Genomic DNA, 21,942 nt, shown 5'->3' on the forward strand with positions numbered 1-21,942 from the left:
CTAATTATTCTCAATTCTTGTATGTTCTGGTACAGCAAGTGAACTTTTCAAATCCAGTTTTGCTCAAATCCAACTATCGTACTCATTATTCGTTAATCAATAGTGCCGATTTAACTTTATGTGAATACTTACGAATCAATCGACACTCGACTAATCATTCATGATCGAAATATTAGGAAACGACTGCGAGTAATCTTTAGCACTCAATGAAAGTCGCGCCGCCATTGAACGAGCAATGCTTCGATAGCTCGATGCTACAGGACTGTCAGGCTCAGCAACCACCGTTGGCTTACCATTATCGGCGTTATCTCGAATACTCTTCGAGAGGGGCAAGCTACCTAAAAAGTCAACTCGGCTGTCATTCGCCAGTGATTCTCCTCCACCTTCGCCGAATACATGCTCCGTATGCCCGCAGTTAGAACACACATGCATGCCCATATTTTCGATAACACCCAATACAGGCACCGAAACTTTTTCAAACATGTTAATGGCTTTTATCGCATCGGCTAATGCCAAATCTTGTGGCGTAGTCACAATAACCGCGGCCGTTACTGGCACCTTTTGGGACAAAGTGAGTTGAATATCACCGGTACCGGGAGGAAGGTCAACTATTAAATAGTCAAGATCATTCCACTGCGTATCATTTATTAGCTGCTGGAGTGCACCACTCGCCATTGGCCCGCGCCAAACCATGGCTTGTTCCGGCTCAACCAGATAACCAATGGACATAGATTGAACACCATAATTCTCTACCGGCAAAATGCGTTTTTGGTCGAGTGTCTCAGGACGAGCATCAGCTCGACCAAGCATAATCGGTTGACTGGGACCATAAATGTCGCCATCTAGAATTCCAACCGATGCCCCTTCTGCTTTTAACGCCAACGCGAGGTTTACCGATGTGGTCGATTTGCCAACACCGCCTTTGCCAGACGCTACAGCTATGATGTTTTTAACACCTTTCAACGACGAAACACCCGCTTTATGCACATGCGCTGCCACTTTCCAGTCCAACCCAATTCGCCATTCAATCGATGCTTCTTGCTGGATGTCTTGCGCTAGTTGATTTTGAATTAACTGCAAATAATGGGATTTTTCTGACTCACAGGGAAATCCAGCTTGTAGCTGAACAGATACGACTTCGCCCTGAATTTGTATCTCTTTCACCCAGCTGGCAGAAACGATATCCGTCCCCAGATCTGGAATAACTACTTTCTTCAGGCTGTCTTTTACGGATGCTTCCGTTATGGCCATAGTTGGTCGAGCTCCCAATGTTTGGATAATCTTCAATAACGAGGCGCGATTATAACGAAATGATAGAATTATTTATACGCTGCTATGCTTCCATTCGTATATTTTAAGCAAGGGTTTTGCTATAGTTCCGCGTTCGCGATTAAATCGCTGAATTTTCTCGTTTTACAGCTCGAACACTACGAATACAGGTTAAAAAATGAGCCGAAAAATTTTAGTCACGGCAGCCTTGCCCTACGCCAATGGGCCGATCCATATTGGCCATATGCTTGAGCATATTCAAACGGATATCTGGACGCGCTTTCAAAAACTACGCGGTCATCAATGTATCAGCGTCTGCGCCGATGATACGCATGGCACCCCAATTATGTTGCGCGCTCAAAAAGAAGGCATCTCGCCGGAAGAGCTTATCCAGAAAACACACGCAGAACACAAGAAAGATTTTGAAGATTTTTTAGTGGCTTATGACAATTACCACACCACACACTCTGCGGAAAATAAAGAACTCAGCGAGTTTATTTATAACCAGTTAGACAACAAAAATTTGATTGCTAAACGAACCATTTCGCAGTTGTTTGATCCCGAAAAAGAAATGTTCTTACCTGATCGATTTGTTAAAGGCGAATGCCCCAATTGCGGTGCGGAAGATCAATACGGTGACAATTGCGATGTTTGTAGCGCCACTTATTCTCCGACGGAACTTAAAAATCCAAAATCGGCAGTGTCTGGAGCAACACCAGTACTGAAAGATTCAGAACACTTCTTCTTTAAACTGCCCGAATTTGGCAACATGCTTAAAGAGTGGACTCGGAAAGACCACGTACAAGATCAAATCGCGAACAAACTGGATGAATGGTTCGACGCCGGTCTCGAGGAATGGGACATATCACGAGACGCGCCTTATTTTGGTTTCGAGATTCCTGGTGCTCCCGGCAAATATTTTTACGTTTGGGTCGATGCGCCGATTGGCTACATGGCCAGTTTCAAAAATCTGTGTGAAAAAACTGCAGGGCTCGACTTCGATGAATATTGGCAGGCTGGTAGCGAAGCTGAAGTTCATCATTTCATTGGTAAAGATATCGTTTATTTCCACACTTTGTTTTGGCCTGCAATGCTCGAAGGAGCAGGTTTCCGGAAACCAACCAAAGTCCATGCCCATGGCTTTTTGATGGTTAATGGCACGAAAATGTCCAAATCGAAAGGAACCTTTATTAAAGCCAATACTTTTATTAAGCACTTAAATCCTGAGTATCTTCGCTATTACTTTATGGCAAAGTTGACCAATCGTGTTGATGACCTTGATTTAAACTTCGAAGATTTTGTCGCACGCGTTAATTCAGATTTAGTCAATAAATACATTAATATTGCGAGCCGAACGGCAAACTTCATAAGCAAAAAATTTGATGGTAAGTTAGCAAGCGGTATTGCTGACCACGCACTCATTAAAGAATTTGAAAGCGCGGCAGATACCATTGCGGAATTCTACGAAAACAAAGAATTTAGCAAAGCCGTTCGAGAAATCATGGCGCTGGCTGGCAAAGCAAATCAATACGTTGATAATGAAGAGCCTTGGGTCAAAATTAAAGATGATGCAACAGCGGGTGAAGTTCATACCACCAGTACCGTTGCGCTTAATTTATTCCGTATTTTAACTATTTACTTAAAACCAGTTATCCCAGCAATCGCTGAGAGTGTTGAAGCCTTTTTTAATGTCGAGGCTTTAACTTGGAATGACATAAATAGGCCGCTCGAAGATCATGTCATAAACCGCTTTAAACCTATGATCAAACGCGTTGAACAGAAGCAAATTGATACCATGATTGAAGAATCGAAAGAAGACACAGCACAAGAAAATCAACCGCAACTTGCGGATCCTCTCAAAGACACCATTGAATTCGGTGATTTTGACAAAATTGACTTAAGAATTGCCAAAATTGTGACAGCGGAACACGTCGAAGGTGCCGATAAGCTATTACGATTGGAACTCGATTTAGGCGGAGTCGTCAAACAAGTGTTTGCCGGTATTAAATCGGCCTATCAACCCAAAGATCTGGTTGGCAAACTTACCGTTATGGTTGCCAATTTGGCACCTCGAAAAATGCGCTTCGGAATGTCGGAAGGCATGGTATTGGCAGCAGGACCAGGCGGAAAAGATTTGTGGATTTTAAATCCAGATGACGGTGCACAGCCCGGCATGCGAGTGAAATAACAAACAAGGTAATTAGCATGATTCTATCAGCGCAACCATTTGCAATGTACCACGCCACTTGGTGGGCCTACGTGGGTTGTGGGATCATTTTCCTGTTAATGGTGTGGTGGAAGGTTCGTAAATGGAACTTTTATGGGCAATGGACTCTCTTGTCTTTCTTTGCGGCAGGCGCCTTTAGTTTTTCTCAGGTGCCTGATGCGACAACCTATGCTCCAGCAGCCATCGCCCTCATTCTCGAACTTGAAAACGAGGGGCCAGAAGGTGAAATTGCCATGTTAACTTTACTCTTTTTAGTTTGGCTCATAATTTGGTTGTTGGGAGTTTCAGCCAAGTTTGGCTGGGCGTACTACCAAGAGCGTAACCAATCAAAACTTAACCCGGAAAACAGTACTGAGCGCCAAGAGCCCCAAGCATAGTGGGTTTAATCAAGCGATTATCAGTGAAAGCCTCATTTTGAATGAGGCTTTGCTTTGACAAAAACGCGCAATATTGCGGTTCACGGTATTCGTACAATCCAAATTATTATAAAATAATCAAACGATTAGCCTCGATTCGAGTAAACGAGTGACTGAATATTTTTTACTGCTAGTCAGTACGGTACTGGTCAACAACTTTGTTTTGGTCAAATTCCTTGGCTTGTGCCCTTTTATGGGGGTATCAAGCAAGGTGGATACGGCCATAGGCATGTCATTTGCGACCACTTTTGTACTCACCCTGGCGTCGGCTTGCAGTTACCTGGTTGATACCTTTTTATTGGCACCGCTTGATCTGCAATATCTGAGAACACTCTCGTTTATTTTAGTGATTGCTGTTGTGGTTCAGTTTACAGAAATGGTCATTCATAAAACCAGTCCGGTATTGTATCGACTGTTAGGAATCTTTTTGCCGTTAATTACTACTAACTGCGCCGTTTTGGGTGTGGCGTTACTCAATGTTAACGAGCAACACAGTTTTGTAGAGTCCATCGTTTATGGTTTTGGTGCTGCGGCTGGATTTTCTCTGGTACTGATTTTATTTTCGTCGATGCGTGAACGCATCAATGTAGCTGATGTGCCCGAGCCATTCAAAGGACCAGCCATAGCCATGATCACCGCAGGCTTGATGTCTTTGGCCTTTATGGGTTTTGCAGGTTTGGTGAAGTTGTAATGAGTAGTATCACCGCCGTTATCTTACTCGTTTTACTCGCCGCCATTTTTGGAGGCTTGCTTGGCTATGCCGCCATTCGCTTTAAAGTCGAGTCAGACCCAATTGTTGACCAAATTGATGATATTCTGCCGCAAACTCAATGCGGACAATGCGGCTATCCAGGATGCCGCCCTTACGCTGAAGCCATAGCAAACGGTGACGAAATCAATAAATGCCCACCGGGAGGCGAAGCCGGAGTCAAAGCTCTCGCCGATTTACTCGGTAGAGAAGTCACCGCACTCGAAAACGCAGAAGAAAGTGATACGCCGACGGTAGCTTACATTCGTGAAGACGAGTGCATAGGTTGCACTAAATGCATTCAAGCCTGTCCCGTCGACGCTATAGTTGGTGCGCCCAAACTGATGCACACCGTCATTATCGAAGAATGCACGGGTTGTGATTTATGCGTTGCCCCCTGCCCCGTTGATTGCATTGATATGTTGCCATTAGAACGAGACATTCGCGATTGGCAATGGCCCAATCCCAAATCAATTCCGGTCAATCGCGATCAATTGATTCCAGTGAAAGAGGTGTCTTGATGAGTCCCGATAATCAAAACACCATCGCCTATACGACAACCTACAAATTTCACGGTGGCATACATCCAGAAGAACATAAGACATTATCGAATCAAACACCGATCATTGATTTGCCCGCACCGCCAATTGTCGTTCTACCATTAAACCAACACAGTGGAGCGCAGTCGCTCCCTTGCGTTGCCGTTGGCGACTCTGTGGTTACAGGACAAAAAATTGCTGAGGCTAAAGGCAATCGATCCGCCCACGTGCATGCCTCGGCTTCTGGAACCGTCGTTGCGATTGAAAACAGAGTTATCGCCCACCCTTCGGGACAATCGGACTTATGCATCGTTATTGAAACTCAAGATAACAATAAGCAACATTTTCTGCCTCCGATAAACAATCCGTTTACGACATCAAAACAAAGCCTGCTCGATCGTATTTTTGAATCCGGTATTGTGGGACTTGGCGGCGCGGCCTTTCCCAGCCATATAAAATTGATGCCTGATGTGGATCGATTAATTATTAACGCTGCCGAATGTGAGCCTTACATCACCTGTGACGATCGATTGATGCAAGATGAAGCACCACAATTGATTCAGGCGTTTGAGTTGCTGCGTCACATTGTGTCTGCCAAAGAATGCATTATCGGTATTGAAGACAATAAGCCAGAAGCCATAGCACAGCTAACCTCAGCGATCGAAACCTCTGGTTTAACAACCATCAATATTTGTATCGTGCCAACAAAATATCCGTCTGGCGGCGAAAAGCAATTAATCGAGCTGATTACCGGTCAACAAGTTCCAAAAGGACAACTTACAACTTCCCTTGGCCTTGTAATGCACAACGTTGCCACAGCGTTTGCCATATTCGAAGCAGTGACTCTCGGTAAACCGCTTATTGATCGAGTAACAACCGTGACTGGTCTTGGCTGTGAACGAAGAGGCAACTATCGCATTCGTCTGGGCACACCACTCCAGTGGATTCTAGAACAACTTGGCGTTCCTGCAGAACAAAAATTCACAACCATTATGGGCGGTCCGATGATGGGATTCAAGGTTCCTAACACAGCAGCATCGGTTGTTAAGTCAACCAATTGTTTAATTGTGGCAGAGCCCGACGAGTTGAATGAGCCAAGTACCGCACTGCCTTGCATTCGTTGCGGTGAATGTGCCGACGTCTGCCCGGCGAATTTATTACCGCAACAACTTTATTGGTTTGCACGCAGTGATGAATTTGAAAAAGCAGAAAATTATAACTTGTTTGATTGCATCGAATGCGGTGCCTGCGCTTATGTCTGCCCGAGTGAAATTCCTTTAGTTCATTACTATCGCTACGCAAAAAATGAAATTGTGTTACGTGCCAAGGAAAAACAACAAGCAGCGAAAGCACGCGAGCGTTTTGAGTTTCGTGAGTTTCGGTTAAAGCGAGAAAAAGCAGAACGCGCCGAAAAACATCGTAAAGCCGCCGAGGCACGAAAAAAAGCGGCAGAAGCCAAAGGCCAAACGAATGAAAAAAAAGCAACGATAGCCGAAGCGGTTGCACGAGCTAAAGCCAGAAAACAAAAAAAGCAGGACGATCAAAGTTCATGATGTTGAGCTCATCACCTTATAAAAAATCATCGCACTCTGTTTCTCAACTGATGCAGCTGGTTATCTTTGCCACTATACCAGGTGCGATTGCTCTGTTTTACTTTTTTGGTTGGGGTGTGTGGTTTAATTTAATCGTTTGCTGCTCGGTCGCTTACGCTAGTGAATGGCTTATCGTGAAATTACGCAATCGTGATCCGAAAAAGGTTTTATCCGATTACAGTGCTTTATTAACTGCCGTATTATTAGCCTTAGCGTTACCGCCCTTAGCGCCTTGGTGGGTAGCCACCATAGGTACACTATTCGCCATTGTCTTCGCTAAACATTTATACGGGGGTCTAGGATACAATCCTTTTAATCCAGCAATGACAGGCTATGTTTTGCTGTTAATATCATTTCCAATGGCCATGACTACCTGGCTACCGCCACAATCGATTGCAGCACAGGCTCCGGATTTTATTAGTAGTCTGCAATTGTTTTTCAGCGGTAGTGACAGCCAAGGAAATACTCTAAATTATTACACATTGAATGCGGATGGTTTCACCATGGCCACTCCGTTGGACGAAATAAAAACCAGTTTCAGTATGGGTTATGTTTTCGATGAAATAAAAAACAAACCTATTTTTGGCGATTGGCAAAATGTTGGCTGGCAATGGGTCAATTTAGCTTTTCTTGCTGGCGGTTTATTTTTAATCGTTAAAAAAGCTATTTCCTGGCACATTCCGGTGAGCTTTCTTGCTGCCATATACATTACCAGTTTTCTTGCTCACGGTTATGATCCCCAACTCAATCCTGCTCCCATGATTCACTTACTCAGCGGCGCTACCATGCTAGGTGCTTTTTTCATTGCAACGGATCCTGTTTCAGCAACCACAACAAACAAAGGAAGAATTATCTTCGGCGCCGCTATCGGATTTATTGTTGTGATGATTCGCAACTATGGTGGCTATCCAGACGCTATTGCATTTGCTGTTCTCATAATGAATATGGCTGCACCATTAATCGATCACTATACACAGCCAAAGGTTTACGGCTCGCAGGAGCTTAAATAATGCTGTTTCGGTCCATCTACAAAAGCACGTTTGAACTTGGCGCATTTGCACTGTTATCCATCGGACTCATAGCATTATTTCATTGGATGACTAAAGATAAAATAGAAGCAGAAATGCAAGCTAAATTAGCACGCACTTTAGGAGAATTAGTGTCTCCTTCCGAATACGATAATGATGTGTACCATGATTGTATTGTATTCGACTCGAAAGGTTTACTACACGCCAGTGAACCAACCCGGTTTTATCGAATGACCAAAAATAATAAACCGGTTGCGGCAATTTTTACCGTAACAACTCCTAAAGGATACAATGGCGATATCCAATTAATAATGGGTATTTATGCGAATCAAAAAATTGCTGGTGTGCGTACGATTCAACATAATGAAACACCCGGCCTAGGCGACAAAATCGATCTCGAAAAAAGCAACTGGATCACCCAATTTACTGGTTTGTCTTTAGATAATACTCCTGAAGACCAGTGGAAAGTCAAAAAAGATGGTGGTCAGTTCGACGCGTTCACAGGCGCAACAATAACGCCGCGCGCTGTTTTAAATGCCATTAAAAATGGACTAGAATTTTTTAAACAGCATCAGAATGAGCTGTTTAACAAGCCCAATAAATGCGGAGCAATCGATGAGCACTAATGCCAATTACTCCACCATTGCTATCGATGGACTTTGGAAAAATAATCCCGCCTTAGTCCAATTGCTAGGACTTTGCCCGTTACTGGCCGTTAGTAATACACTGATTAACGGATTAGGTTTAGGAATAGCAACCACGATGGTTCTGGTCGGCTCCAATATTTCAGTGTCGTTTGTCCGCCACTGGATCCCAAAAGAAATTCGAATACCCGTCTTTGTCATGATGATTGCATCTTTCGTGACAAACACTCAATTATTAATGAATGCTTTTACTTACGAACTCTATTTGGTTCTTGGAATCTTTATCCCACTCATTGTAACCAACTGCACAATTATTGGTCGTGCCGAAGCCTTCGCCTCAAAAAATCCGATTATTCCATCGTTCGTTGATGGTATAACGCAAGGAATCGGCTTTTCCGTTGTTCTCGTTCTATTGGGAGCGGTAAGAGAGCTCTTAGGCCAAGGCACTTTGTTCTATGGTGCTCATCAGTTACTGGGCGACTGGGCAAAAGTATTGACCATTCAAGTCTACGAAGTTGAACAATCATTCTTATTTGCGATATTGCCACCCGGCGCTTTTATCGCTTTAGGACTATTTATCGCACTTAAAAATATGATTGATAAGAAATTGGCCGAGCGACAATCCACTGCAAACCTTATCAATTACCAACAATCGACGCCAAAATAACTCTGGTTAAACGCGTTAACTCTGGATTTTTAAACAGAGTTGGTGGTAGCATCTTACGAAAGAATAAGAACAGGCTAACACAGGTATGTCTAAAGGCCGTTTAGTGATTGTCGGAACAGGGATGATCACTCCGAAACACATTACTCAGGAAGCAATCAATCACATCAAAAATGCCGATTGTGTCTTCTACATTACGCCCGACGCCCTCTCAACTGGTTATCTTAAATCTCTTAATAAAAATTTAATTTCTCTGACCGACTGCTATCAACAAACCACTCATCGCCGAGATGCTTATCAATTAATGGTTGACCGAGTCATGCAGGAAATCGAAAAAGAATTGAGAGTCGTCGCAATTTTTTACGGCCATCCAGGCGTATTTGTTACGCCTTCTCACGACCTAATGAAACTTTCACAAGAACGCAAAATTGATTGTCAAATGCTGCCCGGTATTTCAGCTGAAGATTGTCTTTTTTCAGATTTGGGGATTGATCCCGGCTCTGTCGGTTGCCAAAGTTACGAAGCAACGTTTTTCTTGCTCAATAAACTGGCGATCAATACATCTTCTCCCCTTATTATTTGGCAACTTGGTGTCGTTGGCGATTTGTCATTCAGTACGCAAATAAAACCAGCATCCGACGGAATGGCCATGCTACAAAATAAATTAGAACTTTTTTACCCTTCTGATCATTGCGTCACCCTTTACGAAGCCGCGACACTGCCTGGTTTTCGCCACAGAGCAGAGTCCGTACCCTTAAGTCAATTATCTGAATTATCAATTAATGATATTTCCACGTTATATATACCAGCAACAACATCGCCCGAGCCTGACAATGATTTTGTCAATCAATGGCGGCAATTACAATAACATCACTTGGAGCACATCATGTCTAACAACCTGTTAAATATTCTAAATGAGTTAAGCAGCAATCCCGAGTTAGAAAGTCAATACAAACAAGACCCTGATTCGGTGATGTCAAAATTTGAATTAACCGACGACGAAAAATCATTACTGAAAAATGAAGACACTCAAGGTATCGAAGCGGCATTACAATTAAGTGGTGATAAGGGTTCGATTCAAAAAATAATCAAACTAACCTAATGAAAAAAAATATGTCAGCATTTGAGAAAAGCAAACTGTTGTTTCGAAATATAACAACAGTTTGTTTCTTGTTATTATCGAGTATTACCGTATGGTCCAACCCAATGCCGGCGTCTGGCATCAGTGAATTAAATGACAAAGCACAATCGTTTTTGGAACTTGGTGATTATGTCAATGCTTATAAGAATGCCTTTAGCGCGAGAGAAGAAGCCATTTATCAAAATAATCAAGAAGAAATAGCGCGAGCCGTTCGAACGATTGGTAATAGTTTTTACTACCTTGCCGATTTTCAAGCATCGCTACGTTATTATGAGCAAGCCTTAATGATTTACCAATCATTAAACGATATTCAAATGCAAGCTCAGGTGATCAGTAATATTTCATCAATTTACAGTGAGCTTTTGGATTTTGATACGGCCATTGAAATGGATATGAAGGCACTTTCATTAGTTAAAGGGACTGATTTTGAAGATGATTTTATTTGGTTGAAAGTCAACCTTGCATATGATCTGGGAAGAAATCAAGAATTCGATAACGCGATCAGTCAATACAAATCTCTAATTAGGCCATTAGAAGAAGAAGGAAATAAAAACTACCTTAATTATTTGTATCGACAATTATCAGAAATTTATCGTCGTTCTGGAGATACTGAAAACGCACTACAAATGATTGATAAAGCCATTGCGCTAGCGCAAGAAAATCAATCGGACGAACTTTTATATGGTAGTTATTTAGAGAAAGCAGAAATCTATCTCGCACAAAACCTACCCGATCAAGCGATTCAGCATACCAACGAAGCTTTAGACTATTTTCAAAACGTGCAGCGTCGCTCCCTCATCATTCAAGCCTACAGCTTATTACATCGAGCCAATGAAGCAGTTGAAAACTTTAAGGCTGCTGCGTTTGCACTGAAAAATCAAAAAGAAATCGAAGACGAAATTGAGTCAATAAAATCACGACAATACAGCAAGGTTTTAGCTATCGAAAAGCAGGTGAAAGAACAAAAAGACGCTTTAAAATCGATTCAAAATCAAAAAGATCAGCTGATTGCAAACTATAGCGAAACCGTAAGTTTGTTAATAACTTTGGTCGTTCTATTCGCCTTTTTTGCCGCATTCTTTTTAATCACAACTCTCATTTATTACAGGAAATTCGACTCCACAAAAAAGGCCGCTACTTAGCGGCCTTTTTCAATTGATAAATGCAATGTCTACATTTAAAAAGCAGAATTACCAACTAATCTTGATACTTCTCGAAAACCAAACAGGCATTAGTTCCACCGAAACCAAAGCTGTTGCTTAAGACACGATTTATCTCAAGCCCCTCTTCCGCAGTGGTAACAACGGGAAATCCCTCAGCCTCAGGATCCAGTTCATTGATATTTGCTGAACCAGCAATAAAACCATCCTTCATCATAATTAAACTGTAGATAGCCTCATGAACACCAGTTGCACCGAGCGAATGACCCGCTAAAGATTTTGTCGACGAAATTTTAGGCATATCATTACCGAACACTTCTTTTAAGGCTTTCAACTCCGCGACATCACCTACCGGAGTACTTGTACCGTGCGTGTTCACATAATCAATTTTACCGTTTATCGTTGCCATAGCTTGTTGCATGCAACGAACGGCGCCTTCACCTGATGGCGCGACCATGTCGTACCCATCGGAAGTTGCACCATAACCGACAAGCTCAGCATAAATTTTTGCACCGCGTGCTTTTGCGTGCTCCAACTCTTCTAAAACGAGAATGCCACCGCCAGAAGAGATAACAAAGCCATCACGTGTCGCATCGTAAGGTCGAGAAGCCGTCTCTGGTGAATCGTTGTATTTCGATGACAATGCGCCCATCGCATCAAACAACAGTGTTAAACGCCAGTCTTCTTCCTCGCCGCCACCAGCAAACATGATATCTTGTTTTCCCATCGCGATTTGCTCAAACGCATTACCGATACAATGCGCGCTCGTTGCGCACGCCGATGAAATCGTATAATTAATACCTTTAATTTTAAAAGGCGTTGCTAAACAAGCTGACGTTGTACTCGCCATTGTTTTCGGTACAGCATAAGGCCCCACTCGTTTAACTCCGCGGGTTTCACAGGTTTCTACGGCTTCAACTTGAGTTTTCTGAGAACCGCCACCAGATCCCGTAATAAGTCCGGTGCGTACGTTAGACACAAGCTCATCAGATAAACCGGCATCTTCAATCGCTTGTTGCATCGAAATGTAGGCATATCCGGATGCATCTGCCATAAAGCGCACGACTTTTCGATCGATGTGGTCTTTAATGTCCAGCTCGGGTCTGCCCGCAAGATGACTGCGTAACCCCTTTTCTTTGTAGAGCTCTTTAAACTTTATTCCTGATTTTCCCGCTTTCAAAGAAGCAGTAACCTCATCAACATTATTTCCAAGACAGGAGACAATTCCCATACCTGTGATGACTACTCGTTTCATATAAAACCCTGACTGGTTAGAACAATTTTTAGATTAAACGATTAAAATGATTCGGTTGAGTCAAATAAACCAACCCGCAAATCTTTTGCGGTGTAAATTTCTTTGCCATCAACAGATACCGAACCATCCGCAATAATCATTTTTAATTTGCGACGAATAAGTCGCTTAACATCAATTCGGTAATTTACTTTTTTGGCGTCGGGCAAAATTTGCCCAAAAAATTTAATTTCTCCAGATCCAAGTGCTCTGCCTTTACCAGACTCTCCCAGCCAAGATAGGAAAAAGCCGGAAAGCTGCCACATGGCATCGACACCCAAACATCCGGGCATTACCGGGTCTCTCTCAAAATGGCATTCAAAAAACCACAAATCAGGTCGAATATCGAGTTCAGCATCAATATAGCCCAAGTCATGTGCTCCACCTTGATTACTAATTGTTGAGATTCGATCCATCATAAGCATATTGGGAAGAGGCAATCGAGAAACCGTGTTTCCTGCCGGACCAACAAGCTCTCCTTTACCGCAGGTAATTAAATCTTCGCGGGAATACTGACTGGTAATGAGCATGTAATACCTTTATTGATTAACGTTTAACCTGATTAAAACAGCTTCAGAGCGCGTATTATGCCTACCTGAGCAGTCTAAACTGGTATGACCTTGAATCGCAATCGACTCTTAATAACTTGTCTAACATTTATTACTTGTATACTACCGTTACTTTCTCCGATTCTACCCTTGTTATGTGTCAAACATAAAACGAAATTTGCTTTCATTAACAAGTCGCATAAGAGTGCAGTTGACTATAACTATCATAACCAAAAGCATGGACTGCACCAAAACATACCAACAAACACTCCAGCCACACTCCTGTCAGCCATTATCTCTGTCTAAAAGCATCAATTAAGTTGGCACGTTTTCTGATTGCGTTTTAGTTCGTCGAAGTTTTAAAAAACAAAAACATCGACTTCGCTAGCGACTTTGACAGAAAAAAATAAAAGGGGATGAGCCATGCTAACAACATCAAAAAAACTACTTCTCATAACAAGCGTTTCACTAGCCTCAACACTAACATGCGCAGAAATTTCTACCAATCTCGGATACACATCGGAATACTATTTTCGTGGTATTTACCAAGCAGAATCGTCTGCCAGTGCGGGGATTGATTTTTCGCAAAGCGGTTTTTACGCTGGCGTATGGGGAGCAGATGTTGGTGACGGACTAGAGACGGACGTTTATGGCGGATACGAATTTGAATTCGCGAAAGATTTCTCGGCATCAGTAGGCTTTACAGGTTATTACTATACTGGAGAATTTGATGATACCTACGAAGAAATAAATTTAGGCTTGAGTTATAAATTCATTTCTATTGGTTACTCTGTTGGCACTTGGGACGGTGGAACGGATATCGATGATGACTATGACTTTCTTCAAATAACTGTTGAACATGAGGGGTTTTATGGCACTTACGGCTCCTTCGGTGATGAAGCAGATGGCGATTACTTCGAGTTTGGATACGGAACTGAGATAGGAGGTTTCGATACTTCGATAGCTTTGATACTAAGTTCCGAGGAATTATCCGATCAACTCGACAGCTCAGATAATCCAACAGAAAGCGAAGCACTAATTTTTACAATTTCGAAATCATTTGATTTATAAAATGAAGAAACTTAATTAAATAAAGCGCTCGAAAATTTTTATACTGGCGTAATTATTTGTGCGACTCATCCAAGGATGAAAAATAGCGTCCAGTAAAAAGCCCGATGTTTATCGGGCTTTCTTTTTTACAACAAATTGCACGTCTATTACTGGTTAACAGGCACTTTATTCTTGTCGCCAAGTTGTGCCGTCTCGAGAGTCTTCCAAAACGATTCCTTCAGACAATAGCAAATCTCGAATTTCATCACTTCTGGCAAAGTTTTTATCTTTACGCGCCTGATTACGTTCCTCAATTAACGATTCGATTCTTTCAACATCAACCGAAGAGCTAGATGAAGAAGACTGCAAAAACTCAACAGGAGATTGATCTAATAAGCCCAGAGCATTTCCTAATATTTTAAGAGTTGCAGCAAAGTCATGAACAGAGTCGTCTTGCTCCTTCTTAGCACGATTCAATTCTCGAGCTACTTCAAATAGTAGTGCCATGGCTTCAGGCGTATTAAAATCATCATCCATCGCAACTCTAAATTTTTCATCATAAGAAGCGATTAGTGAACCTTTTTCTGGAGAGGTATCTCGAAGTGCAAGATACAACCGCTCCAAGCTGGCATCCGCTGCTTTTAAATTTTCTTCGGTGTAATTCAACTGGCTTCGATAGTGACTCGACATCAAGAAAAATCGTACCGACTCGGCTCGAAAAACTTTAAGCACCTCACGAATGGTAAAAAAGTTGCCTAATGACTTCGACATTTTTTCTTCATCAACCTGAACCATCCCGGAGTGCATCCAGTAATTAACAAATTGACAACCGTTTGCAGCTTCAGATTGAGCGATTTCATTTTCATGATGAGGAAACTGTAAATCGGATCCACCACCATGAATATCAAATTGGTCACCCAGGCACTGTTTACTCATGGCAGAACATTCAATATGCCAACCAGGTCGCCCTTTTCCCCAAGGAGAATCCCATGAAGGTTCATTTGGTTTAGCCGGTTTCCAAAGTACAAAATCAAGAGGGTCTTTTTTATCTTCAGCAACTTCGACACGCTCTCCCGAACGCAAGTCTTCGACATGTTGTTTACTCAGTTTTCCATAACTATCAAACTTGGATACCGAATAATAAACATCTCCATGCTGCCCTTCATAAGCAAAGCCCTTGTCGATCAACGTTTGAATGATGTCGATAATCTCAGGCATTGATTGGGTTGCATGAGGCTCCAAATCAGGTTGTCGTAAACCAAGCGCGTCAAAATCTTCGTGCATCAAACGCTCATAGCGCTCAGTGACCGCCTCAAAAGGTTCCTCGTTTTCATTGGCTCGATGAATAATTTTGTCATCGATATCGGTAACATTTCGAACATAGGTGACTTTATAACCTAGGTATTCGAAGTAGCGGGCAATAATATCAAATGCAACGTACGTTCGACCGTGTCCCACATGACAATAATCGTAAATTGTGATGCCACACACGTACATTCCCACCTTTCCTTCGGTGATGGGTTTAAAGGCCTCTTTCTGGCGAGTTAAATTATTGTAAACGTGTAGCATAAACGTCAATATCCTTAAAACTTGATTTGAACCGCAGATTATACTGCCTTGCATAGTTTTTTCGAAGATCCTCCCCATAATAAACGCATCTATGAGTCAACGTCTTGTCAATTTATGGCATAATTTACCGCAAACAACCTCAGAGGATTTTCAAATGGTTATTATTCATACCAATATGGGTGACATCAAGCTCGAGCTTTTTGAAGAAAAAGCGCCGAAGACAGTTAAAAACTTCAAGGAATATGTTAAGTCAGGCCACTATAACAACACTATTTTTCACCGTGTCATCGATGGTTTTATGATCCAGGGCGGAGGATTTGAGCCAGGAATGATCCAGAAAGACACCAAAGATCCCGTCGATAATGAAGCCAATAATGGCATCTCAAATAAAGTTGGCACTGTGGCTATGGCGCGCACCATGGATCCACATTCAGCAACTAGCCAATTTTTCATCAATGTAAAAGACAACGACTTTCTCGATTTTAAAAGTGAAACACCACAAGGTTGGGGCTACTGTGTATTCGCTAAAGTTTCCTCAGGAATGGAAGTTGTCAACCAGATTAAAGGTGTGGAGACAGGAAATATTGGAGGTCATGGCGATGTCCCTAAAGAAGAAGTGATCATAGAATCCGTGGAACTGCTGTAACGCAGATTAGTCATCATGATTAAACATTTCATTTCAGATCTGCATTTATCAGAAGAACATCCGCATCTCTTGCGGATGTTTGATCGATACTTGAAACATTATGCGCCCGAAGCGAATGAACTCTATATACTCGGCGATTTATTCGAAGTATGGATTGGCGATGATTACCTCCCTGAATGGTTAATTGAAATAACCAATTCACTCTCCGAGTTATCAAAGTCGACAAAGATATATTTTTGCCATGGTAACCGAGATTTTCTAGTGGGTGAGCGTTTTGCAAAAAGTGCACGCATATCCTTACTCAGTGATTACTCAGTTGTTGACCTTGAAGAAACGCCGATACTTTTATGTCATGGCGATACATTGTGTACTGATGATGTTGCCTATCAAAATTTCCGAGACGAAGTTAGAACGGATAAATGGCAAACAGAGTTTTTGAATCTACCCATCGAAAAACGACTAGCCATTGCCAATGGATATCGCCAACAAAGCAAAGAAGCGACAACGGATAAATCCAATGACATTATGGATGTTAACCAGCAAGCTGTTGATGAAACCTTTAAAAAATTTAACGTTGACTTTATGATTCATGGTCATACGCATCGGCCCGCAACGCATGTCAAACATCAACAATATCGAATTGTATTAAGTGACTGGGGAAAACAAGGTCAGTTCTTAGAGTTTAAAAATGGTGCGTTAAAGTCATTCCGATTTGATGAGCATGGTCGCTTTGAAGATACTGAAGTCACTGGCTGTTCAGTACACAAGAAATAACTCTTCGTTCATAAGTTTCCGAGACAAATAACAGGCCCTAATAAAGTGATCTTTTCGAGTCAAATTATTGAGCCTGTCAACCATTAAAGAGCTTACGCAGGAACACCGCTGTGAAATCGAAAAACAGTATCAGGTGACTCAATTAACTCTGCTTCTAACTCACCAAAAAATTCGACTCGCTCTTCGATCGGTTCTTTTGAATACTCTCGTGCTAACGCCAGATAATCTAAAAAGTGACGACTTTCTGATTTTAATAAGAAACGGTAGTATTTCGCTAATATTGGATCAATTGGCTCGATAACCGGGGCTAAAGCAGCAAATCGCTCACAAGAACGAGCCTCAATGTAAGCTCCAATAATCAATACATCAATGAGTGCGCGCTCTTCGCCGAGTTTTACGGGTTCACGCAGTTTCGCCGCGTAACGCGATGCCGACAAATGCTGATATTCAATGTTTCGCTCCCTCATTAATTCAAACACCTGCTCAAAATGACGCAATTCTTCACGAGCGAGCCGGGATAATTTGTGCAATAAAGATTGTCGCTCAGGAAACTTAAACATTAAGCTTAAAGCTGTAGATGCAGCCTTTTTCTCACAGCGAGCATGATCAATCATTAAAGTCGGTAAGTCATTAACAGCGTGCTGCAGCCAAGCATCAGGGGTCTGACATTTTAAAAAGTCGTGAACGGGAGAAATATCCATAAGTCTTCAGGCAAAAAGGTTGATTATAACTCGAAATCCCTTTGGTCCAAAAGGGTTAACTCGTCTGCTCTGGCGCTCTTTTAAGAATCCAACTTCAAATGGCTAACATTTCGTTTAAAGCGGTCGTAGACAACACCTTCGGTTCCCAAACTCTCGCGATAACGTAACGCATGGTAATCTCGGACGATAGGCATTAATTTATCACGCCATTCTGGGCGAGTTTCTAATACTCGATGGACAAAACTTAAACAACCTTCCGACGGTTTCTTTTCAAACTTTTCGCGCGCGAGCTTTCTAAGAAAACGTAGATAAGCCTCACCCACCTTATCCAACTTTTGAGTTTCACCACGAAATTTTCGCGCTATATAGTAAAACAGGAACCCGATGACCGTCAGAACGATTAAGTATAAATAGGGTCGAGGAATTTTATCTAAATACAAAAAGCTCATAAAATCCCATTGCCGGGATTGATTAAAATCAAGCACCCACTCTTGCCAAAAGCTATTCACACTATCGACCCACTGCTCAAGTAGGTCAAACGTGCCAATCTCTAATTTCATGGCTTCAGGCAAAGCATCAAATAAAAATCCTCGACTTTCAACTTCTTGTAATAGAGATTCGTCGATACGAGAAGGATCAATCGCTGCCGTCGGATCTATTCGTGTCCAGCCGTTACCTTGACTCCAATATTCCAACCAGGCATGAGCATCTTTTTGCGATATTAAAAAATAATCACCAACTTGATTGTACCGACCGCCTTGATAGCCAACAACAATCCGCGCTGGGATGCCAACAGCTCTCAACATCAGTGTCACACTGCTCGCATAATGCTCACAAAATCCCGACTGCTTCTCAAACCAAAAATCATCGACCATATTTTCGCGCATAATCGGCGGAGTCAAAGTGTAGTAATAAGGTTCGGTATTAATTCGTTGTAAGAGAAAGTCGATAAAACCTTTATCTGAATTGAAACGCGTATATTGTTCTCTCGCCCATTGTACCGAAAGCGGATTACTGTCTTTTGGAATCGCTAAATTGACTTGGCGAACAATATCCGGAAGATTAAATCCGTATTGAACATTTGGTGCACTGGTAACCTGATATCTTACTCGGTCAGTAATTCGCGTTTGCGAAGTCAACGTCATATCACCCAATAGCGTGGCAGCTTCCGAAAACTCCACCGGTGCATTTAATGCAAACAACCAGCGTTGCTGCGTTGGCTCAAGCGAAACACTATAAGTTAATAAATTATCGGATTTCATTTGAAAATCCAACGGCTGTTTCCGTGTTAAATTACTAACGCTCCAACTCAACCCATCAAACTTTTCAAATACTAACCCTCGCCAATAAAATTGAATAGATTGCGGGGGAGGTTTATCAAAACGAACACGAAACGCTGGTTCATCCAAAAGATTTAAAGAATTAATATCACCCGGCGTCATCATGTCAGAAAAGCCAGAGCCAGCTAGTGACTGATTGGGCATTCGCCATAAAGGACCAGGTAAACGTGGAAAAAATAGGAAAAACACAATGACAATAGGCAAGGCATACGCCAATAACTTAACACTGGGCTTCCAAGAAACGCGTTTGGCCGATACCGAATTAAAAATCATCAAATGATAAACAATCATGCCATAGGCAAAAAACATATAACCCAAAACAAAAAATGACTCGGTGAATAAAAACACCATTGAGTGAACAAAAAAACCTAACGTGATGAGTAAATTTAGGTCTCGATATTTTTCCGACTCAAGAATTTTCAAACTGTACATCACTACGATGAGTGAGACGCCAGCTTCTTTACCTCGAAAAGTTCCAAATTGTACAAAGACATAAATGGCCGCTCCGATACTGATTGCAGACAATACCCAACGATTGAGTTTTGGCGAGTAGTTGCGGTAAGAACAATAAAAGACCCAAAGCAAAGGAGCTAAAGAAATTAAACTGGCTATGAGAGGAATAAATAAATATAGCGGCGCCAACACTAACAACTGAATAACGACCAGCCGCAATTTGGTAGGCGCGTGAATAATACGTTGGCTTTCAGGTAAGATTAACATAATTACAATTTAGCTAGCGCCGTTAAACAACGATGCAAATGCTCGTCGCCTTGTTCAGGCTCTATCATTTGCCCCGGCAACTGCAATCCAAATACACTATTATCTTTATTCGCTTGTAAACACAAATAACAAAGATACGATAGCCTTTTTTCAGTATCTCTTGTTTCAAATGCATCAAAATCAAAAATGTAAGGGTTGGATTGATAATCAACAAATTGCTTTGTTTGTAATCCTTTACCACTGGCAAAACTTTTCCAATGAATGCGCGACAAAGAGTCACCTTTCTGGTAAGTCTTTAACCCGTAGTAATCTTCTGTTCCTACTCGAACCATCTCTTCATTTTCGCTACCGCGTCCTGCATTATTTGCATTGTAACTGTCTGGCTCAATGGGCGTCGGATAAACAATATAGTGAGTGTCAAAAAACAACCAACTCCAAGCCTGTAGAAAGCCAAACGGATAATAGGTTTTGCATTGAACTTTCGGCAACAAGAACTCGCCTCTTCGTTGACACGGCAAACTAATTTCCTGACGATTTTCAGATTCAGACTCTATATCCAAAGTTTGTATGTTCTGTCCTTTAAAACCAACACCAATTGCGTAGTGCTCTTTTTTTGAATATACCGTGAGTGACAATCGCAAGTTCTCATGACAAAAAGCAGGTTTGGGAGGATGACAAGCAATCGTTAAACCCACTAAATTATTATAGGTTAGAAGAATTGCCAATAACCCAATAGTCATGGATAAAAAAGTAGCGACAAAGATTAAATTATTTTGGTAATTTGTTGCACCGACTCCCATCAAAATAACAGTCAGCAGCAATAAAAAACCGTATCGGGTTGGAAATATGTAAGTATTTTTCTGATTTAATGCGATGGTATTCGCACGCGGAGCACGCGCTTTCTGCCAAACTTCAATTTTATTGAGAAATGCATTTTTAATGCTCATGAAATAGCTTAATGTGGTACGGCTGTGTTCTGTAAAATACTTTCTGCAACATCATTTCCATCCAGCTGACTGCTCCCAGATGTCATGAGACGATGCCCAACAACCGGCACAAATACCCGTTGCACATCTTCTGGAATTACATAATCTCGACTTTGTAGCCAAGCGTGTGCTTTTGACGCTTGCGATAACGCTAAACCGGCACGTGGCGAAACACCATGCACCAACTCCGGAGACTGTCGCGTTTGCACAACCAATTTTAGAAGATAATCGGCCACACTATCGCTAAGAGGAATATTTTTAATCGTAGACTGAATAGAAACCAATTCTTCTGGTGCCATTTGAGCTTGCACGGTGTTAGCAAAACTTCGGTTTTCACCGTTCAATAACAAGGACTTTTCAATTTCCGGATGCGGATACCCTAAAGACAAGCGTAATAAAAATCGATCGAGCTGGGACTCGGGCAAAGGGTAGGTTCCCAATTGATGAGATGGATTTTGCGTTGCAATAACGAAAAAAGGTTCCGGTAAATTCCGTGTTTCTCCCTCAATGGTTACTTGATGCTCTTCCATCGCCTCAAGCAGCGCACTTTGTGATTTAGGGGTTGCACGATTAATTTCGTCAGCTAATACCACTTGCGAAAAAATGGGCCCTGGATGAAACGTAAATGCCTGAGTATTTTTATCGTAAATCGCCGAGCCAGTAATATCAGCGGGGAGAAGATCGGATGTAAATTGAATGCGTTGAAACTCCAATCCAAACACTCTCGAGATCGCATGGGCTAAGGTTGTCTTCCCCATTCCAGGTAAATCTTCAATTAAAATATGCCCTTTTGCCAACAGGCAAATAACGGCTAACTCAACTTGTGATTCTTTACCCAGAATAACTTTATTTAATGTGGCTTGTATCGATTGAATCTTATCTCGCATAG

At 41.9% G+C, this 21,942-nt stretch carries 22 protein-coding genes; 14 read left to right on the forward strand and 8 right to left on the reverse strand.

Going from position 1 to position 21,942, the window contains the following annotated elements; all coding sequences use genetic code 11:
* Positions 1-150 precede the first annotated feature (150 nt).
* The gene (apbC, locus tag FAX86_RS10485) at positions 151-1,251 is read right to left on the reverse strand and encodes an iron-sulfur cluster carrier protein ApbC (RefSeq protein WP_144393370.1); all 1,101 of its coding nucleotides are present in this window, start codon (positions 1,249-1,251) and stop codon (positions 151-153) included.
* Positions 1,252-1,447: 196 nt separating this feature from the next.
* On the opposite strand from apbC, the gene metG reads away from it, so the two are divergent.
* From metG to FAX86_RS10540, 11 genes are all read left to right on the forward strand, one after another.
* A complete protein-coding gene (metG, locus tag FAX86_RS10490; RefSeq protein ID WP_144393371.1) occupies positions 1,448-3,457 on the forward strand; it encodes a methionine--tRNA ligase in 2,010 nt (669 codons plus the stop codon).
* A gap of 17 nt (positions 3,458-3,474) precedes the next feature.
* Complete coding sequence (locus FAX86_RS10495) at positions 3,475-3,873, forward strand: hypothetical protein (protein ID WP_144393372.1); 399 nt, start codon at positions 3,475-3,477, stop codon at positions 3,871-3,873.
* A gap of 148 nt (positions 3,874-4,021) precedes the next feature.
* Positions 4,022-4,603 (forward strand): electron transport complex subunit RsxA, encoded by a 582-nt coding sequence (rsxA, locus tag FAX86_RS10500; RefSeq protein ID WP_144393373.1) that lies wholly within the window; start codon positions 4,022-4,024, stop codon positions 4,601-4,603.
* Positions 4,603-5,181, forward strand: a complete 579-nt coding sequence (gene rsxB / locus FAX86_RS10505; protein ID WP_144393374.1) for an electron transport complex subunit RsxB — start codon at positions 4,603-4,605, stop codon at positions 5,179-5,181. Before rsxA ends, rsxB begins: the two co-directional genes overlap by 1 nt.
* The gene (gene rsxC, locus FAX86_RS10510) at positions 5,181-6,752 is read left to right on the forward strand and encodes an electron transport complex subunit RsxC (protein WP_144393375.1); all 1,572 of its coding nucleotides are present in this window, start codon (positions 5,181-5,183) and stop codon (positions 6,750-6,752) included. The genes rsxB and rsxC overlap by 1 nt, the downstream gene beginning before the upstream one ends.
* The gene (gene rsxD, locus FAX86_RS10515) at positions 6,749-7,801 is read left to right on the forward strand and encodes an electron transport complex subunit RsxD (protein ID WP_144393376.1); all 1,053 of its coding nucleotides are present in this window, start codon (positions 6,749-6,751) and stop codon (positions 7,799-7,801) included. Before rsxC ends, rsxD begins: the two co-directional genes overlap by 4 nt.
* A complete protein-coding gene (rsxG, locus tag FAX86_RS10520) occupies positions 7,801-8,445 on the forward strand; it encodes an electron transport complex subunit RsxG (RefSeq protein WP_144393377.1) in 645 nt (214 codons plus the stop codon). The genes rsxD and rsxG overlap by 1 nt, the downstream gene beginning before the upstream one ends.
* Positions 8,435-9,130, forward strand: a complete 696-nt coding sequence (locus tag FAX86_RS10525) for an electron transport complex subunit E (RefSeq protein WP_144393378.1) — start codon at positions 8,435-8,437, stop codon at positions 9,128-9,130. Before rsxG ends, FAX86_RS10525 begins: the two co-directional genes overlap by 11 nt.
* Positions 9,131-9,215: 85 nt before the next feature.
* On the forward strand, positions 9,216-9,995 hold the full coding sequence (locus tag FAX86_RS10530) for an SAM-dependent methyltransferase (RefSeq protein WP_144393379.1): 780 nt from the start codon (positions 9,216-9,218) through the stop codon (positions 9,993-9,995).
* A gap of 18 nt (positions 9,996-10,013) precedes the next feature.
* Positions 10,014-10,229, forward strand: coding sequence for a hypothetical protein (locus FAX86_RS10535; protein ID WP_144393380.1), 216 nt, complete (start codon positions 10,014-10,016; stop codon positions 10,227-10,229).
* Positions 10,230-10,240: 11 nt separating this feature from the next.
* Positions 10,241-11,410: a tetratricopeptide repeat protein gene (locus FAX86_RS10540; protein ID WP_144393381.1), complete on the forward strand. Its 1,170-nt coding sequence runs from the start codon at positions 10,241-10,243 to the stop codon at positions 11,408-11,410.
* 55 nt (positions 11,411-11,465) lie between these two features.
* Here FAX86_RS10540 and fabB read toward each other — a convergent pair whose 3' ends face one another.
* On the reverse strand, positions 11,466-12,683 hold the full coding sequence (gene fabB, locus FAX86_RS10545; protein ID WP_144393382.1) for a beta-ketoacyl-ACP synthase I: 1,218 nt from the start codon (positions 12,681-12,683) through the stop codon (positions 11,466-11,468).
* A 41-nt stretch (positions 12,684-12,724) separates the two neighbouring features.
* Positions 12,725-13,249, reverse strand: a complete 525-nt coding sequence (gene fabA / locus FAX86_RS10550) for a bifunctional 3-hydroxydecanoyl-ACP dehydratase/trans-2-decenoyl-ACP isomerase (RefSeq protein WP_144393383.1) — start codon at positions 13,247-13,249, stop codon at positions 12,725-12,727.
* A gap of 441 nt (positions 13,250-13,690) precedes the next feature.
* On the opposite strand from fabA, the gene FAX86_RS10555 reads away from it, so the two are divergent.
* A complete protein-coding gene (locus tag FAX86_RS10555; protein WP_144393384.1) occupies positions 13,691-14,338 on the forward strand; it encodes a TorF family putative porin in 648 nt (215 codons plus the stop codon).
* A 165-nt stretch (positions 14,339-14,503) separates the two neighbouring features.
* Here the strand turns inward: FAX86_RS10555 and cysS are convergent, their stop codons facing one another.
* A complete protein-coding gene (cysS, locus tag FAX86_RS10560) occupies positions 14,504-15,886 on the reverse strand; it encodes a cysteine--tRNA ligase (RefSeq protein WP_144393385.1) in 1,383 nt (460 codons plus the stop codon).
* 154 nt (positions 15,887-16,040) lie between these two features.
* Here cysS and FAX86_RS10565 point away from each other — a divergent pair, with 154 nt between their 5' ends.
* Positions 16,041-16,532 (forward strand): peptidylprolyl isomerase, encoded by a 492-nt coding sequence (locus FAX86_RS10565; RefSeq protein WP_144394024.1) that lies wholly within the window; start codon positions 16,041-16,043, stop codon positions 16,530-16,532.
* Between the two features lie 15 nt (positions 16,533-16,547).
* Positions 16,548-17,306 (forward strand): UDP-2,3-diacylglucosamine diphosphatase, encoded by a 759-nt coding sequence (locus FAX86_RS10570; protein WP_205859177.1) that lies wholly within the window; start codon positions 16,548-16,550, stop codon positions 17,304-17,306.
* 92 nt (positions 17,307-17,398) lie between these two features.
* Here FAX86_RS10570 and FAX86_RS10575 read toward each other — a convergent pair whose 3' ends face one another.
* The 4 genes from FAX86_RS10575 to FAX86_RS10590 form a co-directional block, all read right to left on the reverse strand.
* The gene (locus FAX86_RS10575; protein ID WP_144393386.1) at positions 17,399-18,007 is read right to left on the reverse strand and encodes a MiaE family protein; all 609 of its coding nucleotides are present in this window, start codon (positions 18,005-18,007) and stop codon (positions 17,399-17,401) included.
* 80 nt (positions 18,008-18,087) lie between these two features.
* Entirely contained in the window at positions 18,088-20,067 is a 1,980-nt protein-coding gene (locus FAX86_RS10580; protein ID WP_144393387.1) for a transglutaminase TgpA family protein, read from the reverse strand.
* A gap of 2 nt (positions 20,068-20,069) precedes the next feature.
* Positions 20,070-21,014, reverse strand: coding sequence for a DUF58 domain-containing protein (locus tag FAX86_RS10585; RefSeq protein WP_144393388.1), 945 nt, complete (start codon positions 21,012-21,014; stop codon positions 20,070-20,072).
* A gap of 8 nt (positions 21,015-21,022) precedes the next feature.
* Positions 21,023-21,940, reverse strand: a complete 918-nt coding sequence (locus FAX86_RS10590) for an AAA family ATPase (RefSeq protein ID WP_144393389.1) — start codon at positions 21,938-21,940, stop codon at positions 21,023-21,025.
* Positions 21,941-21,942: the final 2 nt, after the last annotated feature.

It is taken from the genome of Pleionea sediminis, from assembly GCF_007570825.1.
GTDB classification, from domain to species: Bacteria; Pseudomonadota; Gammaproteobacteria; order Enterobacterales; family Kangiellaceae; genus Pleionea; species Pleionea sediminis.

Excerpts from the sequence above, each read along its gene's own strand:
- apbC (WP_144393370.1), bottom strand. The coding sequence starts at position 1,251 with ATGGCCATAACGGAAGCATCCGTAAAAGACAGCCTGAAGAAAGTAGTT.
- metG (WP_144393371.1), top strand. The coding sequence starts at position 1,448 with ATGAGCCGAAAAATTTTAGTCACGGCAGCCTTGCCCTACGCCAATGGG.
- FAX86_RS10495 (WP_144393372.1), top strand. The coding sequence starts at position 3,475 with ATGATTCTATCAGCGCAACCATTTGCAATGTACCACGCCACTTGGTGG.
- rsxB (WP_144393374.1), top strand. The coding sequence starts at position 4,603 with ATGAGTAGTATCACCGCCGTTATCTTACTCGTTTTACTCGCCGCCATT.
- rsxC (WP_144393375.1), top strand. The coding sequence starts at position 5,181 with ATGAGTCCCGATAATCAAAACACCATCGCCTATACGACAACCTACAAA.
- rsxD (WP_144393376.1), top strand. The coding sequence starts at position 6,749 with ATGATGTTGAGCTCATCACCTTATAAAAAATCATCGCACTCTGTTTCT.
- rsxG (WP_144393377.1), top strand. The coding sequence starts at position 7,801 with ATGCTGTTTCGGTCCATCTACAAAAGCACGTTTGAACTTGGCGCATTT.
- FAX86_RS10525 (WP_144393378.1), top strand. The coding sequence starts at position 8,435 with ATGAGCACTAATGCCAATTACTCCACCATTGCTATCGATGGACTTTGG.
- FAX86_RS10530 (WP_144393379.1), top strand. The coding sequence starts at position 9,216 with ATGTCTAAAGGCCGTTTAGTGATTGTCGGAACAGGGATGATCACTCCG.
- FAX86_RS10535 (WP_144393380.1), top strand. The coding sequence starts at position 10,014 with ATGTCTAACAACCTGTTAAATATTCTAAATGAGTTAAGCAGCAATCCC.
- FAX86_RS10540 (WP_144393381.1), top strand. The coding sequence starts at position 10,241 with ATGTCAGCATTTGAGAAAAGCAAACTGTTGTTTCGAAATATAACAACA.
- fabB (WP_144393382.1), bottom strand. The coding sequence starts at position 12,683 with ATGAAACGAGTAGTCATCACAGGTATGGGAATTGTCTCCTGTCTTGGA.
- fabA (WP_144393383.1), bottom strand. The coding sequence starts at position 13,249 with ATGCTCATTACCAGTCAGTATTCCCGCGAAGATTTAATTACCTGCGGT.
- FAX86_RS10555 (WP_144393384.1), top strand. The coding sequence starts at position 13,691 with ATGCTAACAACATCAAAAAAACTACTTCTCATAACAAGCGTTTCACTA.
- cysS (WP_144393385.1), bottom strand. The coding sequence starts at position 15,886 with ATGCTACACGTTTACAATAATTTAACTCGCCAGAAAGAGGCCTTTAAA.
- FAX86_RS10565 (WP_144394024.1), top strand. The coding sequence starts at position 16,041 with ATGGTTATTATTCATACCAATATGGGTGACATCAAGCTCGAGCTTTTT.
- FAX86_RS10570 (WP_205859177.1), top strand. The coding sequence starts at position 16,548 with ATGATTAAACATTTCATTTCAGATCTGCATTTATCAGAAGAACATCCG.
- FAX86_RS10575 (WP_144393386.1), bottom strand. The coding sequence starts at position 18,007 with ATGGATATTTCTCCCGTTCACGACTTTTTAAAATGTCAGACCCCTGAT.
- FAX86_RS10580 (WP_144393387.1), bottom strand. The coding sequence starts at position 20,067 with ATGTTAATCTTACCTGAAAGCCAACGTATTATTCACGCGCCTACCAAA.
- FAX86_RS10585 (WP_144393388.1), bottom strand. The coding sequence starts at position 21,014 with ATGAGCATTAAAAATGCATTTCTCAATAAAATTGAAGTTTGGCAGAAA.
- FAX86_RS10590 (WP_144393389.1), bottom strand. The coding sequence starts at position 21,940 with ATGCGAGATAAGATTCAATCGATACAAGCCACATTAAATAAAGTTATT.